This is a genomic window from Mesorhizobium sp. B2-1-3A, assembly GCF_006442655.1.
Lineage (GTDB): Bacteria > Pseudomonadota > Alphaproteobacteria > Rhizobiales > Rhizobiaceae > Mesorhizobium.
The window spans coordinates 431614-446333 of record NZ_VFWK01000006.1; the positions used below are offsets into that span (position 1 = coordinate 431614).

At 60.6% G+C, this 14720-nt stretch carries 15 protein-coding genes; 9 read left to right on the forward strand and 6 right to left on the reverse strand.

The window, feature by feature from the left end; all coding sequences use genetic code 11:
* Positions 1-58: 58 nt before the first annotated feature.
* Entirely contained in the window at positions 59-703 is a 645-nt protein-coding gene (locus FJ977_RS26430; RefSeq protein ID WP_140775091.1) for a 4-carboxy-4-hydroxy-2-oxoadipate aldolase/oxaloacetate decarboxylase, read from the reverse strand.
* Positions 696-1091, reverse strand: a complete 396-nt coding sequence (locus tag FJ977_RS26435) for a hypothetical protein (RefSeq protein WP_140775092.1) — start codon at positions 1089-1091, stop codon at positions 696-698. The genes FJ977_RS26430 and FJ977_RS26435 overlap by 8 nt, the downstream gene beginning before the upstream one ends.
* A 219-nt stretch (positions 1092-1310) precedes the next feature.
* Here FJ977_RS26435 and FJ977_RS26440 point away from each other — a divergent pair, with 219 nt between their 5' ends.
* The 5 genes from FJ977_RS26440 to FJ977_RS26460 all read left to right on the forward strand — a co-directional run bounded on the left by FJ977_RS26440 (position 1311) and on the right by FJ977_RS26460 (position 6193).
* Positions 1311-2357 carry an ABC transporter substrate-binding protein gene (locus FJ977_RS26440; RefSeq protein WP_181180077.1) on the forward strand — a complete coding sequence of 349 codons (1047 nt, stop codon included), beginning with the start codon at positions 1311-1313 and terminating at the stop codon, positions 2355-2357.
* A gap of 54 nt (positions 2358-2411) precedes the next feature.
* Positions 2412-3464, forward strand: coding sequence for an ABC transporter ATP-binding protein (locus FJ977_RS26445; RefSeq protein WP_140775094.1), 1053 nt, complete (start codon positions 2412-2414; stop codon positions 3462-3464).
* 2 nt (positions 3465-3466) lie between these two features.
* On the forward strand, positions 3467-4378 hold the full coding sequence (locus FJ977_RS26450; RefSeq protein ID WP_140775095.1) for an ABC transporter permease: 912 nt from the start codon (positions 3467-3469) through the stop codon (positions 4376-4378).
* A gap of 1 nt (position 4379) precedes the next feature.
* Positions 4380-5183 carry an ABC transporter permease gene (locus FJ977_RS26455; RefSeq protein WP_181180078.1) on the forward strand — a complete coding sequence of 268 codons (804 nt, stop codon included), beginning with the start codon at positions 4380-4382 and terminating at the stop codon, positions 5181-5183.
* 209 nt (positions 5184-5392) lie between these two features.
* Positions 5393-6193, forward strand: coding sequence for an IclR family transcriptional regulator (locus tag FJ977_RS26460; RefSeq protein ID WP_140775097.1), 801 nt, complete (start codon positions 5393-5395; stop codon positions 6191-6193).
* 24 nt (positions 6194-6217) lie between these two features.
* Here FJ977_RS26460 and FJ977_RS26465 read toward each other — a convergent pair whose 3' ends face one another.
* Positions 6218-6718 (reverse strand): VOC family protein, encoded by a 501-nt coding sequence (locus FJ977_RS26465; RefSeq protein ID WP_181180079.1) that lies wholly within the window; start codon positions 6716-6718, stop codon positions 6218-6220.
* A 241-nt stretch (positions 6719-6959) separates the two neighbouring features.
* Here FJ977_RS26465 and FJ977_RS26470 point away from each other — a divergent pair, with 241 nt between their 5' ends.
* Positions 6960-7619, forward strand: a complete 660-nt coding sequence (locus FJ977_RS26470) for a ThuA domain-containing protein (protein WP_140775099.1) — start codon at positions 6960-6962, stop codon at positions 7617-7619.
* 189 nt (positions 7620-7808) lie between these two features.
* Here the strand turns inward: FJ977_RS26470 and uxuA are convergent, their stop codons facing one another.
* The 3 genes from uxuA to FJ977_RS26485 all read right to left on the reverse strand — a co-directional run bounded on the left by uxuA (position 7809) and on the right by FJ977_RS26485 (position 11339).
* A complete protein-coding gene (gene uxuA / locus FJ977_RS26475; RefSeq protein WP_140775100.1) occupies positions 7809-8981 on the reverse strand; it encodes a mannonate dehydratase in 1173 nt (390 codons plus the stop codon).
* Positions 8982-8992: 11 nt separating this feature from the next.
* A complete protein-coding gene (locus FJ977_RS26480; RefSeq protein ID WP_140775101.1) occupies positions 8993-10471 on the reverse strand; it encodes a mannitol dehydrogenase family protein in 1479 nt (492 codons plus the stop codon).
* Positions 10472-10637: 166 nt separating this feature from the next.
* On the reverse strand, positions 10638-11339 hold the full coding sequence (locus FJ977_RS26485) for a FadR/GntR family transcriptional regulator (protein ID WP_140775102.1): 702 nt from the start codon (positions 11337-11339) through the stop codon (positions 10638-10640).
* A gap of 303 nt (positions 11340-11642) precedes the next feature.
* Between FJ977_RS26485 and FJ977_RS26490 the strand changes: the two genes are divergently transcribed.
* The 3 genes from FJ977_RS26490 to FJ977_RS26500 all read left to right on the forward strand — a co-directional run bounded on the left by FJ977_RS26490 (position 11643) and on the right by FJ977_RS26500 (position 14708).
* Positions 11643-12941 carry a sugar ABC transporter substrate-binding protein gene (locus FJ977_RS26490; protein ID WP_140775103.1) on the forward strand — a complete coding sequence of 433 codons (1299 nt, stop codon included), beginning with the start codon at positions 11643-11645 and terminating at the stop codon, positions 12939-12941.
* A 70-nt stretch (positions 12942-13011) separates the two neighbouring features.
* Positions 13012-13884 (forward strand): sugar ABC transporter permease, encoded by an 873-nt coding sequence (locus FJ977_RS26495; protein ID WP_181180080.1) that lies wholly within the window; start codon positions 13012-13014, stop codon positions 13882-13884.
* On the forward strand, positions 13881-14708 hold the full coding sequence (locus FJ977_RS26500; RefSeq protein ID WP_140775105.1) for a carbohydrate ABC transporter permease: 828 nt from the start codon (positions 13881-13883) through the stop codon (positions 14706-14708). Before FJ977_RS26495 ends, FJ977_RS26500 begins: the two co-directional genes overlap by 4 nt.
* The last annotated feature ends 12 nt before the right edge of the window (positions 14709-14720 follow it).

Genomic DNA, 14720 nt, shown 5'->3' on the forward strand with positions numbered 1-14720 from the left:
GACCTCGGACACGAAAGGGACTGGCACGCGGGCGGCCGGCGACAGTCTCGGCAATGGATCATCGCGGCAGATCCTCGCCGGCGGCCGACAGATATTTGCGAAGATCGAGAAGATCCAGCGTCAGCGCGCCTTGGCGCAGCCGGTCGCGCATCGCGATTTCCTGTGCAAGGCGCTCTCCGGTGCTTTCGAAGACGCGGCCAAGATCGACGCTCGCCACCGCGCACACACCGTCGTCGTCAGCGACCACAAGGTCGCCGGGCGCGATGCGGACGCCGCCGCATTGTACCGGGGCACCGATCGATCCGGCATGGATCTTGGTTGCGCCGCGGATGGCCAGGCCCCGGGCCCATACGGGAAAGCGCATCTTGTTTAGCTCCGCCGCGTCGCGCACGAAGCCGTCCACCACCACGCCGGCAATGCCCCGGCATGCCGCCGCCTCGGCGAGGATGTCGCCGAGATAGCCGCAGGCCTCGCCATGACCAGACAGCACGATCACGTCACCGGCCGCTGCCTCGGCCACCGCGCGGTGCAGCGCCAGATTGTCGCCGCGCTCGCAGCTGACGCAGAAGGCCGGACCGGCAATCGCGAGGCCTGGCACCATCGTCCGCACGCCCGGATCGAGATCGCCGATGCGCCCGTAAGCTTCATAGACGGTGGCCGCGCCGGCGCGGGCGAAGAACCGCAACTGCGATGCTTCAATCATCGATTTCCTCCATCAATTCTATGCGGCAGCCGGGTAGTGGTTCGAAAAAGGCGATCCGGCGATGGCCGAAGCCGCCACGAATCGTGGAGGGGCCCCAAATAAGCCTGGCGTTCCAGTCGGGATTTTCGAGAATGGCGGCAAGGCTCGGCACGGCAAAGCTTGCGTGCAGGAAGCCGCCGGCCGAAGGCACGTTCTTTCCGTCATAGAGCGCGGTCTCGAAGAAATTGATGCTGATGCCGCCAAAGCGGGCTTCCAGGAACTGTTCGCCATCGATGTCGTGCATGGCCCGCTTCGACCAGCCGCCGGTGCTTTCAACCAGCGCCTCCGCTTCGGCCACGCTGCCGACGCGGAATGCGAGATTGATCAGTTTTGCCTCGCCGTCACTCATCTGGCGCCATCCTCCTTGGTCAGGGTTACCCATATCGACCGCCGGAATCTTGATCAATAGAAATTGTTTTATAAGAAAAACAAATTGCGATCATCGCAAAAAGCCAACGAAATTGCTTGACAATCGGTGACTCTGTGGCCTTACATCGAATTGTCAGGCATAAACGTTGTGTTAAAAACAACAATTGCCAACGACATGAACAAGAGTGGGAGACGATTTATGCGTGGTTCGATACTGGCTGCAGGCATTCTTGCGGCCGCGTTTGCCGGAACGGCGTCCGCCGAGGAGGCAACGCTTACGCTCAACACGCCCGGCGGTGCCGTACAGGAAGGTGGGCGCGCCGTGCTCTGGGGGCCGGCTGCCAAGAAGCTCGGCGTCCAGGTGAAGGAAGAGACGGCCGACAACGCCCTCGACGTACTTCGGCTCGAGGTGGGCTCCAATTCGGTCAAGACCGATATCATCATCATGAGTGGCTACCAGGCGGCGATCGCCGGGGCCGAAGGCATGCTGGAGCCAATCGACTACAAGGCCGTCGACGCTTCCGAGTTCCTGCCGGGAACGGCGGCGCCCTATTGCGTCGGCATCTACGGCTACGCGGCGGTGATGGCATGGAACACCAAGACCTACGCCAAGGACGCGCCTTCGAGTTGGGCCGATTTCTGGAATGTCGAGAAATTTCCGGGCAAGCGCTCGATGCGTTCCGACGCGGAGGCGCAGGTCGAGATGGCGTTGCTGGCCGACGGCGTGGCGCCCAAGGATGTCTATAAGGTGCTGGGCACCGAGGACGGAATCAAACGCGCCATCGCCAAGATCGCAACGCTGAAGCCCAGTATCTCCGTCTGGTGGTCTTCGGGTGCGCAGCATGGGCAGTTGATGAAGGACGGCGAGGTGGACATGACGACCGGGTGGAACGGCCGTTTCCAGACCGCCAAGGAAGCTGGCGGCCCGGTGAACTACACCTACAACCAGGGCATCCTGACTTACGACTGTTTCGCGGTGACCAAGGGCTCGACCCACAAGGCCGAGGCGATGAAGATGATCAACGAGATGTCGTCGGCGCAGTCGCAGGCCGGCCTCACCAAATACGTCTCCTACGGTCCGCTGAACCAGGGCGCCTACAAGACCGGCATCATCAGCAAGGAAGCCGAGGCCGTGCTGCCGACGAGCCCGGCCAATTCGGGCGCGATGATCGTTCAGGACATCGACTGGTGGGCGAAGAACAACGACCACGTCCAGCAGTTGTTCGAAGACATGATGACCGAATAGGCGCTGTCCCCTATGCTTCTTTCCCCGGCCTCCACCCGCAGCCAGACAGGTCATATGAGCAGTCGTTCCGCAGAATCGGTCCGCATCGAGGCCGTGTCCAAGATGTATGGCGATTTCCGCGCCCTCGACGATGTCAGCCTGACGGTGGAGGCCGGTGAATTCGTCGCCATTCTCGGTCCCTCGGGCTCAGGCAAGAGCACGCTCTTGATGGCCGTCGCCGGTTTCATCCGCCCCGATCGCGGGCGGATCTTCTTCGGCGACAGCGACATCGTCAGGCTTCCCGCCAACCAGCGCGGCTTCGGCGTCGTCTTCCAGAGCTATGCCCTGTTTCCGCATATGGACGTCATGGCCAATGTGACGTTTCCGCTGGAGGTTCGCGGCGTGCCGCAGGACGCGGCGCGCAAGCGGGCACTAGCGGCGCTCGACGTCGTCAAGCTTGGCGGCTACGGATCGCGGCGCATCGGCGAACTCTCGGGCGGCCAGCGTCAGCGCGTGGCGCTCGCCCGCGCCATCGTGTTCGAGCCCAAGGTGCTCCTGATGGACGAGCCGCTATCGGCCCTCGACAAGATCCTGCGCGAGGAGATGCAGATCGAAATCCGCGAACTGCACAACAAGCTGCAGATCACCACGCTCTACGTGACCCATGATCAGCGCGAGGCGCTGACAATCGCCGATCGCGTCGCCGTCATGGACAAGGGCAGGATCGTCCAGCTCGACAGTCCCGAAACCATCTACCGGCGGCCGACCAACGAGTTCGTCGCCCGCTTCATCGGCGAGGCGACCATATTGCCGTTGGCCGAGGCGCGCGGCGTTGTGTCTGGGGATCTCGGTGCGGTGGCGCCTTCGGCGCATGCGCTGATGGTGCGCAGCGAGGATTTCTGCCTGGCCAGGAGCGGCCACGAGAGCGACTGGTTTGCGGTCGCCGGCCTGCTGCGAGGCGTCGTCTTCCAAGGCGACAGCTGGCTGCTGCAGGTCGACCTTGCCGGCGGGCAAGCCATCACGGCGCGCGCGCAAAAGCATTTCAGTTCCGAGGTCGCCGACCTCCAGGTGGGACAGCCCATCGACCTGCACGTTCGGCGCGACCGCGTGCATTTCCTTCAGGTGTAGACATGTCCGCCCTGAATGCGACCATTCCGAACTCTGCGGCGCAAGCCGACAATGGCGGGCGGCTGGCATGGGACGCCAGGCTTGAGCGCTTCGTCTCCCTGGCCTTCACGCTGCCTTGCCTGGCGGTCGTGGCGCTTTGCGTACTCGTACCCTGCGCCTGGCTGTTCTTCCTGTCGGCCTTCGGCGCGGACGGCAAGCCAAGTTTCGAGAACTACCAGCGCATCCTGGATGGAGCGAGCTACGCGCGCATCTTCGTCACGACCTTTCAGGTCGCGCTGGCAACGGTGGCCGCGTGCGTGGTGATAGGCGTGCCCTTCGCCACCTTCATCAACGGGCTGCCGCCCAGGCGCTCCGTGATTTTCCTGGCGGCGGTGTTGCTGCCGTTCTGGACCTCGCTGCTGGTGCGGGCCTATGCCTGGCTGGTGCTGCTGCAGCGCACCGGCATCGTCAATTCGATGCTGATGTGGCTTGGCATCACCAAGGCGCCGCTGGAGCTTGCCTTCAACCATTTCGCCACGGTGCTCGGCATGACCCACATCATGCTGCCGATCTTCATCCTTCCGGTGCTGGGGGCCATGCGCAACATCGACCGCGCGCTGATCCGCGCCGCGGCCAGCATGGGGGCGTCCAGGTCCTATACCTATCGCCGGATTTTCCTGCCGCTCGTCGTGCCGGGCATTGCGGCCGGCGCGATCCTCGTCTTTGTGATGAGCCTTGGCTTCTACGTCACGCCCGCCATCCTCGGCGGCGGCAACGTCAACGTCATCTCGATGCGCATCGCGCGCAGCCTGTCCAACTATTCCAACTGGGGCGCCGCCAGCGCGCTCGGCGTGCTGCTGCTGGTGTTCACGGCCTTGCTGTTCGCGCTGAGCTATGCGGTGCAGCGCGTCCTGCTTTCGCGGCAGAGGAGCTGACATGCTTGATGGGTTCGAGGACACGCCGCTTATCGAGCGACTGAAATGGCTGCTTGCCATTCTGCTGGTCGTGTTCCTGGCGGCGCCGTCCTTCATCGTCATACCGATGTCGTTTTCATCGTCGGATTTCCTGGCGTTTCCGCCGCCGTCGCTGTCGCTGCGCTGGTATCAATACTTTCTGGACTCCATCACCTGGACCCAGGCGGCGCGCGCGTCGCTCACCGCCGGTACGCTGACCACGCTGGTGTCGGTGCCGATCGGCATCTTCGCCGCCTACGGCGCCACGCAACTGAGCCAGCGCTGGCGGCTGCTGGTCAGCGGGCTCATCGTCCTGCCGGCAGTGATACCGTCGATCCTCATCGCCATCGGCCTGTTCTTCGTGCTGGCTCGCATCGGTATGGTCGGCACCATGACCGGGCTGGTGCTAGGCCATGTGGCGCTGGCGATCCCGGTGGTGTTCGTGGTGATGAGCGCCGCCTTCAGCCAGTTCGATTTCAGCCAGGAACGCGCCGCGCGCAGCCTGGGCGCGCGCTGGCACCAGGCCTGGCTCAGGGTCGTGCTGCCGCAAGTGAGCGGACCCATCGTCGCCTCCGGCCTGCTTGCCTTCGTCACTTCGCTCGACGAGGTGGTGGTGGCCATGTTCGTGTCCGGCGGCAACAATGCGACGCTGCCCAAGGTGATGTTCACCGCGCTGCGCGACAAGATCGACCCGACCATCGCCGTCGTGTCGACGGTGTTGCTGGTGGTCGCGACCTTGGCGGTGATCGTCATCCTGCGAAAGGGTGTGGCGGCGCTGAAGGCCTGAGGTCGCCCGAGTTCAGGCGTGTTTGCAAAGTCATTGAGAAACAATTGTTGTCTTGGGGACCTTGTCAGTGTCTGGCGCACCCTGGGCGATCGGATCGACAATCTGCCAGAATTGGCGCAGAGCTCAACCAGACGCGCCCGGTTTGTTCGTTTGACAGGTGATGGGCGACAGCCTATTCCATTGTTTCATAATCAAACTTTCGGGAGACAATGTTGGACAATCCGAACCCCGCGCACGAGGGCGAGAGTCCGGCCGGCCACATCCAGAGCCTCGAAAAAGGCCTGCGGATCCTCGATGAGATCATCGAGGCGCCGGCGCCGCTCAAGCTGTCGGATATTGTACGGCGCTTCAACATGGATCGTGCGTCCGCCTTCCGTTTCCTGCAGACGCTCGAGCATCGCGGCTTCCTGCGCAAGGACACCACGACCAAGGAGTATGACGTCGGCGGGCGCATCTACTATTGGGCGTCGCGGCTGCGCGAGAAAACGCGGCTGATCGATTCCTTCCACGACCAGTTGCAGCGGCTGGCCAGCATCACCCAGCAGACCACGCATCTGGGGCTGTTTGTCAACGACCGGGTGCTGCTAGCCGATTTCGCGCTGTCGGATTCGATCATCTCGATCCGCCATTGCATCGGCGTTCTCGAGCCGCTCTACAGTTCCGCCGTGGGCAAGGCCGTGCTCGCCTTCCTGCCGCAGGAACAGCGCGAGACACTGATCAACAACATCGAGTTCGTCCGCCTTACAGGCAACACCATCATGAACGCGGATGCACTGCGCATCGATCTGGCGGTCACGCGCGAGCGCGGCTATGCGATCGACGCGAACGAGACCCACGAGGGGCTGACCTGCGTCGCCCGCCCGATTTTTGGCAAGGACAACATTCCCGTCGCCTCGATCGGCATCACCTGCGTGACGGCGCTGGTCGGCGCGGAACCCGGCAGGTTCGAGCATCTGATCCATTCCATCCAGGCGATGGGCAACGAGATCACCACGAATCTTGCCGTGTAGCACGCGCGCCCTGCACGCCCGCGATCAGGCTGCCGCCTTGCGGTAGAGGAAGAGGGTGGCAAGCCGGTTCTGCTGCGACTGTTCCTGCTCGTTCTCCAGCCGGCGCAAGGGAGTCTCGAAGGCCGACAGGTCAAGCTGCGTGGCATCGGGATGGTCGATCTCGAACAGATTGTCCGAGGGATCACGCACGAACATCTGTAATTCGCCCGACGGCAAAAGCCACAGGTCGGCATAGCGTGTGCCTTCCTCGAAGGCGCCCCGCGCCTGCAATGCCCGGTAGGCGCCCATGAAGTCGGCCACCTCGACCGCGAAATGCTGGTAGGTGCGCACGCCGGCGGTCGGGCCGACCTGCTGGAGGTGGAGCTGCAAATTGCCGAGCCGCATCCAACACACCGGGAAGCCGAAATTCGGCGCCTGCACGCGCTCGCATCCCAGCACTTCGCGATAGAACGCCTCCGACTCCGCAAGGTCGTGGGCGGGAATGCTGACATGGTTCAGTGTGGCTGACTGCGGTCGTTGGCTCATCATTCGCTCCTCCGGGGCGGGTGCGGCCGTTCGTCGGCCGAAATCCCCGGCAACATCGCGCAACTTGGAATAAATATCAACAATAATTGTTCTATGAGATGCATCAGGGAAGCCGTCAAGGATCGATAAGCGAGACCTCTCGCGATAACGCCTTCGTTCGCCTTGAAAATTTGATACAATTGTTGTTTTATACGGTATGCGCATCCACAATGTGGATAGCCAAAAGGTGAAGAGGGATTTCATGAGGCGGTGTCTGATCATTTCCGGAGGCTACGCGCCGCATCGCGCCGTCGAGGCCGGCGAGCGCGTCAGGTCGATGCTCGAGGAAGACGGATTCGCCGTGACGCATAGCGAAACGCTCAGTGCCTATGACCTGGAAGATCTCGCCGGCTATGACCTGATCGTTCCCAACTGGACGGTGGGCCAGATGAGTGTCGACACCTCAAAGAAGCTCTGGGCGGCAATCTGGTCGGGTGTCGGACTTGGGGGCTTCCATGGCGGCATGGCCGACGGATTCCGTGACAACGACCGGTTCCGCTACATGGTCGGCGGCGCCTATGTGCGCGAACCCGGCGGCATAAAACGCTATACGGTTGAGATCGCACGCCGGGACGACCCGATCATGGCTGGTATTTCCGACTTCGAATATCATTCTGAGCAGTACTACATGCATGTTGATCCGGCGAACGAGGTGCTGGCGACCGTCCGTTTCACCGGCGAGGACTATCCCTGGATCGACGGCGTGGTTATGCCGACAGTTTGGAAAAAGCCGTTCGGCCACGGCCGCGTCTTCTTCAGCGCACTCGGCCATGTCCCTGAGGAATTCGACAATCCGTCCATGGGTACTATCCTGCGGCGAGGGCTGAATTGGGCCAGCCGCACGAGGTCTCGGCCTCAGTAGGTAGAACCGTCGCGCGGCGCTCGTTGCCGTGAGCCGATGCACGGGCGGTGGACAACGATCACCATCGCCAGCCGCCAAGGCCCGGCGCGCTGGCGTGCGCAAGCCGGCAGCATCCACGCGTCCGGCAAGCGGGGAAAGTGCGGCGCATTGGAATAGGGATCTGCGTCGCAAGGTTTCAGTCGACGAGCTTTAAATGCCGCGCGTCAAGGCGCGTATGACGCCCCTGAGTTCCGCCAGACCTTTGAGGCGTCCATTATAGGAATAGCCAGGATTGGTCTGGCGATCTATATCTCCGGCAAGGAGATGGCCGTGATCCGGCCGCATCGGGATGCGCGGACGCCGACCCTGTCGCCCAGCCTCTTCCTCTTCCCTCAGGAGAAGCTCGATGACCGTCACCATGTCGGTATCTCCTTCGAGATGCTCGGCCTCATAGAATGAGCCATCGGGTTCCACCGTCGTGTTTCGCAGATGCGCGAAGTTCACCCGATGAGCAAATTCCCTGGTGATCGCCACAAGATCATTGTCCGGGCGAGAGCCGTACGAACCGGTGCATAGCGTGATGCCATTGGCTGGACTTTCGTATGCTGTCAGCAGCCTCCTGATGTCGGATGCCGTCGATAAGACGCGAGGCAACCCAAACAGCGGGAAGGGGGGATCGTCCGGGTGAATCGCGAGCCTGACGTTGAACTCTTCCGCCACCGGAACGATCTCTTTCAAGAAGGCGAAGAGATTGCCGCGCATGGTTTCGTCATCGATACCCTGAAAGGATTCGATCAGCGACGAGATGGAAGACCGTGTCTGCGCCGAAGCGCCGCCGGGAAGACCGGCGATGATATTCGTCTCGAGCAGCTTCTTCTGCTCCTCGCTTTTCCCGGCAATTCGTTGTTCGGCTTTCTCGACAAGCAATGGGTCATAGCTCTGCGAAGCGCGATTGCGCTTGAGCATGAACACATCATAGGCCACGAAATCGATCATATCGAAGCGAAGCGCGTAACCGGTCGTCGGGAGCCGAAACATAAGGTCGGTCCGGGTCCAATCGAGGATCGGCATGAAGTTGTAACACACGACCGGAACACCGGCCCGTCCCAGATTGGCGAGACTGTCCTTCCATGTGTCGATCGCTCGTCTTGCATTGGCGTCGCCGCGTTTGATGCTGTCTTCGGTCGGGATCGACTCGCATACGCTCCAGCTGAGGCCGGCCTCTTCAATGACGTGCTTGCGCTTCGCAATCTCCTCGGGTTGCCACACCTGTCCAGCCGGCAGGTGATGCAAGGCGGTGACGACACCGGTTGCTCCGGTCTGTTTGACATGGTCGAGCGGAATGGGATCCTGCTCGCCAAACCATCGCCAGGTCTGCTCCACTGCCTTTCCTTTCAAGTCTTCTCTGGAAATGCCCCGGCAATCGCCGACAGCGTTCCAACGCGGTTGATCTGCTCGAGTGCGCTTGTGATCTCGTCCAGAACCCCGGTTCTCTCTCGCCATCGCGCGTCGAAGACAGAAGAAAGGCCAAGGAACGCATCGACGATCTCGGCAGCCGACAGGGCCGACAGGTCCTGATCCCGGCGCCAGGCGGCCAGCGCTGGGTCGCTGACGGAATTCGCGACACCGCTTTCGTTCACGCCAAGGCAGGACCGCATCCAGATGGCGACGGCGAAGGCGACGGCGCCAGCGGGCTTTCGCGCGTCGGTGAGTTCGGCGAGTGGAGCAAGGATGCGCTGCGGAAGTTTCTGTGATGAATCCATGGCAATCTGGGCCGTCCGATGTCTCAATGCCGGATTCAGGAATCGCTGGGCCAGACGCTCGCAGTAACGAACCGCGTCGACCGTCGCGTCGAGCGTGGCCGAAACCTCCTTCCAGTAGGCCGAGATGAAGCGCTGCGCGACAGGCTCGCCAAACACGTCCGCCACCGTCGCCAGTCCCGCGCTCTGCCCGATCGCCGCAATGGTGGTATGCGCGCCATTCAGAAGCCGGAGCTTCATGTGTTCATAGGGCTCGACGTCGGTCACGAACTCCATGCCGCTTGCTTCGAGTCCGGGCCGGCCCTCCGGAAAATGGTCTTCGATGACCCACTGGGAGAACGGTTCGGCGACAACGGGCCATGCATCCTCGGCTCCGAGACGTGACGCCGCCTCGGCCCGATCGTCGTCGGTCGTGGCCGGTACGATCCGATCCACCATGCTCGATGGAAAGGCCACCTGCTGTTCGATATGGTTCGCAAGCAGGCGATCGCCGTTACCAGCGAACTGGACCAGCAAGGCCTTCAGCGTTCTGCCGTTGGATGGAAGGTTATCGCAGGAAAGCACGGTAAAGGGGGCGATGCCACGATCGCGCCTGCGTTTGAGTCCTTCGGTCAGGTAACCGAGCGCGGTTCGTGGCCTGCCCGGGTTCTCGAGGTCGTGCTGGATATCGGGGTGATCCCAAAGCACCGTCCTTGTGGCCAGATTCGCCGTGTACCCCTTCTCGGTTATCGTCAGCGTCACGATTCGTATGCGCGGATCGGCCAGGTGCCGAAGCACCTGTTCGGGCGATTCCGGCGCGACGACGACATCGAGCAGCGAACCGATCGCTCTGAGACGATCCCCAGATCCGTCGCGCTGGATCAGTGTGTAGAGGCAATCCTGCGGTTTCAGGGCGTCTCGCGTTTCCGGGCTGCGGAGCGAGACCGCGACAATGCCCCATTCGTGCTCGCCGCGGTTTAAGCAATCATCGACGAAAACAGCCTGATGGGCGCGATGAAACGCACCCACCCCCAGGTGAACGATACCCGGGGTGACAGCCGATCGCCGATAAGCCGGCGTGACTACGCCAGGAGCAAGCAATGACAGTGTTGCGTCACCGAGACGGGCGCTCATGGCAGTATCGCTCGCAAAAAGGCGCCATGTCGCCGGACTTCCGAATGCCGCCAAAACACCATTGTCGCGCGCTTTCTCTTGGAGTGTGGAGGTGGCAACGGCGCCTATGACCAGGATTGGCTTCGCCTGGCTTGCGTCGCGCCTAATCCATAAATGTCGATCGGCACTAGGCCTTCAACAAGATTGCTCGAACGTGATTAAGATGAGCCTTCATCGATTTGCGAGCGGCGACAACGGATCGAGCCTCGATGTGCCGGACGATCTCCGTGTGGTCGCTGATATCCATGGCGTCCGTATGGAAAAGCCCCGTCAAGGTCGAGATCCCGGAATGCATCGGCGTAAAATGATGCGACCACAATTCATCGACGATCCGCGCAAGGGTCATGTTCTTGGTGGCGCAGGCCACCAGGAAATGAAACTCGCGATCGCGTTCGAGCCCGGTTCGCGGATCTGTCGGCTCCTTCATTTTTTCAATGATCCGCCAGAGCGCGGCGATATCCTCGGCCGTGGCATTCCGTGCCGCCTCGGCCGCCACGTGCGGTTCAATGGTCATCCGGGCCGTCAGGATTTCAAACGGCCCCGCATCTCTTTGGGACATTGACGGGGCGGCAACACTGTCATCGCCTTTCGGCGGCAGATCATGTCGCACATAGATGCCCGATCCGGTTCGGATTTCCACGAGCCCGGCTATGTCGAGAGCGATCATTGCCTCCCTGACGGAGGGACGGCTGACGCCAAGCTGGGCGGCAAGCTCTCGCTCCGACGGCAGGCGGGCCCCGGCCTCGATCTTGCCCGTGCGTATCATGTCTTCAATCTGCTGGGCGACGAGTTGGTAGAGGCGCTGTGTTTCGACTGTCTGCAGGAGCATCGACGGAGATTCCTTCCCGTTTCGTACCTAGCGGGCGTCTCAAATTTGGTCAAGCTGTTTAAGCTATCTGGTGGTAAGGTGGTAAGGCCAATTTGTTCTTGACACCCTCGACTTTTGAATATTTGATGACGCTCAACGACAAGGACGAGCGAGCCATCGCTCGCCAAGGGAACGATATAAAAATTCTTTAAATCAAGTGCTTAGTTGCGCGAGATTGGAGCTCTACTCGACGATCACGCGTTCGGAATCCTGTGCGGGAGCGCGGGTGGATGTGGGTGAAAATTGTAAAAAAGGGAACCAAATATGAAAAAAACTCTCGTCGTTGCAGCTGCGATCGCAGCTTCAGTTTATGCGGGTAGTTCCGCCTTTGCGCAGGACAAGCCCTATGATGGCGTTACGATCCACGTTGGCACACAGTCAAGTCAGTGGGCCGATGTCTTCAAGGCGATGGCGCCCGAATTCACCAAGCAGACAGGCATCAAAGTCGAGTTCGAGGACATCTCCTTCGATGTCATGTACGAAAAGCTCAAAACGACTTTCGTCGGTGGCGCCCCGACCTATGATGTCGTCTGGTACGACACGATGTGGACCCCGGAATTCTCGAAAGCCGGATGGATCCGCGATCTGACGCCGTATCTTTCGGACAGTAAACTCACCCCCGCCAACTTCGGTTATCCCGACGACTTCTTCGCCACGGAAATTTCCGGTGCCTATGCAAAGGACAACGTCTGGAAGCTACCGCAGGGGACATACGGAATTCCGTGGATCGCAGGCTTCAATCCGCTTTATTACCGCACGGATCTTCTGAAGAAGGCTGGTTTTGACAAGCCGCCTGAAACCATGGACGACCTGCTGAAATACGCGGAAGCGATGAACGATCCGAAGAATGGCACCTACGGATACGTGATGTCGGCAAAACAACCTCGTATCGTCTACGATTGGTCCGGTTATCTCTGGACGTATGGCGGTGATTTCTTCGACAAGGATTTCAAGCCGATCTTCAACAGCCCGGAAGGAGTCAAGGCGCTCGAGACTTATATTGCGCTTGGCAAGCTTTCGCCTCCGGGTGTCGGCGCCTACCACATCACCGAGGAATGGACTTCCTTCATGCAGGGTCATGCCGCGATGGCCTGGACGTTCCAGGACCTGGCTTCGGTTGCTCGAAAGGACTCCAAGATCATCGACAAGTTCGAATGCGCTCCGCCGGTCTCGCATGACGGGAAACGTGTGAGCTTGCTGGCCGGCATCACGGCGTCTGTTCCCACCAGCGCCGCAAACCCGGAAGCTGCCTACCTCTTCACGGTCTGGGCACAGGGTGTCGAACGCGCCAAGGCCGCCACGCTTAAAGGTGCGATGAGCTGGCGCAAGTCAATCTACAACGACGCGGACATCGAGCAGATGTATCCTTCGGTCAAGGGCGACATCGAGACCAAGACGATCGACACGGCGCGGCCGGTGCCGCTCATTCCCGAATGGGCAGCTGTCGACCAGATCATCGGCGAGCAACTTTCCGCGGCTTTCGCGGGCACCAAGAGCCCGAAGGAAGCATTGGACGAAGCGGCAACCCGCGTCGCATCGTTCATGAAGGATGCCGGCTACTGAAGACGGATACGGCTCCAGGCCGAGGCCTGGAGCCGCACCGCTCTTTGACCCGATCGCAACGAGTGCCTTGATGAACCAAGCAGATAAAAGCAGCATTTTCTATCTTGTCGGTCCCGCACTGGTGCTGATGCTGATCGTAGCAATCTGCCCGTTGGTCTATACTGTCTATTTGAGCTTCCATACCTGGAATCTGGCCAAGCTGAACTCGTTCCAATTCGTCGGCTTGCAAAACTACCTGGGGTTCTTTCTCAACAGCGACATCTGGCATTCCATCGGCAGGACAGTGATATATGTCACGTCCTGCATGGTGCTTGAGGTGGGTTTAGGCCTCGCTATTGCGTTTCTTTTCGACACGAATTTCAAGGGCGAGGGCTGGATCCGCGCAATTCTTATTCTGCCGATGGTGATGTCCGAGGTTGTTGTCGGCCTCATATGGCGATGGATCTACAATGCCGAATACGGAATTTTGAACTACTTCCTGGAAGTGCTCGGCTTTGAGCGTTTGTCCTGGTTGACGACGCCCGGCCTCGCCATGGCCTCGCTTGTCATCACTGACGTATGGCAGTGGACGCCGCTTGTCTTCCTGGTTTGCCTGGCGGGCCTGAAATCGGTTCCCCAGGACAGCATCGAGGCGGCCCGGCTGGATGGGGCGAACTGGCTGCAGGTCCAGTGGCATGTCGCCTTGCCGGCAATCAAACCCATCATAGTCTCGGTGGTCCTGCTGCGTCTGATCGACTGCTTCCGCTTCGTCGACAAGGTCTTCATCATGACTTATGGCGGACCCGCCAACGACACGGCACTCCTTGGGTTCCGCATCTACATCTACGGTTTCAAATACTTCCAGATCGGTCAGACGGCGGCCTATTCGCTGATATACGTCGCTGCCATCACCGTCCTTGTGAGGATCATGATCCGCTCGTTCAATTCCAAGGCGGTGGCATGATGCGCACCAGAGGCCTTCTCTCGAACATCCTGATCTATACCGCGGTCGCCGTTATCGTCCTGTTCTTCGGCTTTCCGATCTATTGGACGGTACTGACATCGATCAAACCCGTTGACCTCATCCCGCAGAACCCGCCCGCGTTCTTCTTCACTCCCACCTTCGAATACTACCGCCAGATTTTCTCGCAGCCGGTGCTCTGGCGCAGCCTCATGAACAGCGCGATCGTCGCAACGGTGAGCACCGTACTCTCCGTGGCGCTTGGAGCACCCGTGGCTTACGCCCTGGCGCGCTTCAATTTCCGCGGCCGCGAACAGATCGCGTTCTTTTTCCTTTCAACGCGAATGACGCCTCCTGTTGCCGTCGTGCTGCCGTTCTTCCTGATCGCTCGTTCCTTCGGGTTTCTCGACAGCAAGCTCGTCCTGATCGTCGCCTACACCACCTTCAACATCGGTTTCGTCATCTGGCTGCTGCGTGGGTTCTTCAGCGAAGTTCCTGCCGAAATCGACGAGGCGGCCATGGTCGATGGCTGCTCTCGCGGTGGCGCATTCTTGAAGGTCGTGTTGCCTCTGGCAGCACCTGGCATCGCGGCGGCCGGCATCATTTGCTTCATCTTCTGCTGGAACGAATTCCTGTTTGCATTGATCCTGACGAACTTCAACGCGAAGACCTTGCCGGTGGCAGCTGCCGGCTTCGTCACCGACCGGCTCGTCTTGTGGGGCAATCTGTGTGCGACCGCCGTCATCACCTATGTGCCGGTGGCCTTCTTCGCGCTGCTTGCCCGCAAGCACTTGATCCGCGGTCTGACCATGGGTGGCGTGAAGTAGCCTCGATCATCC

Coding starts and splice junctions, on each gene's coding strand:
- FJ977_RS26490 (WP_140775103.1), top strand. CDS start 11,643: ATGAAAAAAACTCTCGTCGTTGCAGCTGCGATCGCAGCTTCAGTTTAT.
- FJ977_RS26445 (WP_140775094.1), top strand. CDS start 2,412: ATGAGCAGTCGTTCCGCAGAATCGGTCCGCATCGAGGCCGTGTCCAAG.
- FJ977_RS26435 (WP_140775092.1), bottom strand. CDS start 1,091: ATGAGTGACGGCGAGGCAAAACTGATCAATCTCGCATTCCGCGTCGGC.
- FJ977_RS26430 (WP_140775091.1), bottom strand. CDS start 703: ATGATTGAAGCATCGCAGTTGCGGTTCTTCGCCCGCGCCGGCGCGGCC.
- FJ977_RS26450 (WP_140775095.1), top strand. CDS start 3,467: ATGTCCGCCCTGAATGCGACCATTCCGAACTCTGCGGCGCAAGCCGAC.
- FJ977_RS26465 (WP_181180079.1), bottom strand. CDS start 6,718: ATGAGCCAACGACCGCAGTCAGCCACACTGAACCATGTCAGCATTCCC.
- FJ977_RS26470 (WP_140775099.1), top strand. CDS start 6,960: ATGAGGCGGTGTCTGATCATTTCCGGAGGCTACGCGCCGCATCGCGCC.
- FJ977_RS26485 (WP_140775102.1), bottom strand. CDS start 11,339: ATGCTCCTGCAGACAGTCGAAACACAGCGCCTCTACCAACTCGTCGCC.
- FJ977_RS26495 (WP_181180080.1), top strand. CDS start 13,012: ATGAACCAAGCAGATAAAAGCAGCATTTTCTATCTTGTCGGTCCCGCA.
- FJ977_RS26480 (WP_140775101.1), bottom strand. CDS start 10,471: ATGAGCGCCCGTCTCGGTGACGCAACACTGTCATTGCTTGCTCCTGGC.
- FJ977_RS26500 (WP_140775105.1), top strand. CDS start 13,881: ATGATGCGCACCAGAGGCCTTCTCTCGAACATCCTGATCTATACCGCG.
- FJ977_RS26440 (WP_181180077.1), top strand. CDS start 1,311: ATGCGTGGTTCGATACTGGCTGCAGGCATTCTTGCGGCCGCGTTTGCC.
- FJ977_RS26455 (WP_181180078.1), top strand. CDS start 4,380: ATGCTTGATGGGTTCGAGGACACGCCGCTTATCGAGCGACTGAAATGG.
- FJ977_RS26460 (WP_140775097.1), top strand. CDS start 5,393: ATGTTGGACAATCCGAACCCCGCGCACGAGGGCGAGAGTCCGGCCGGC.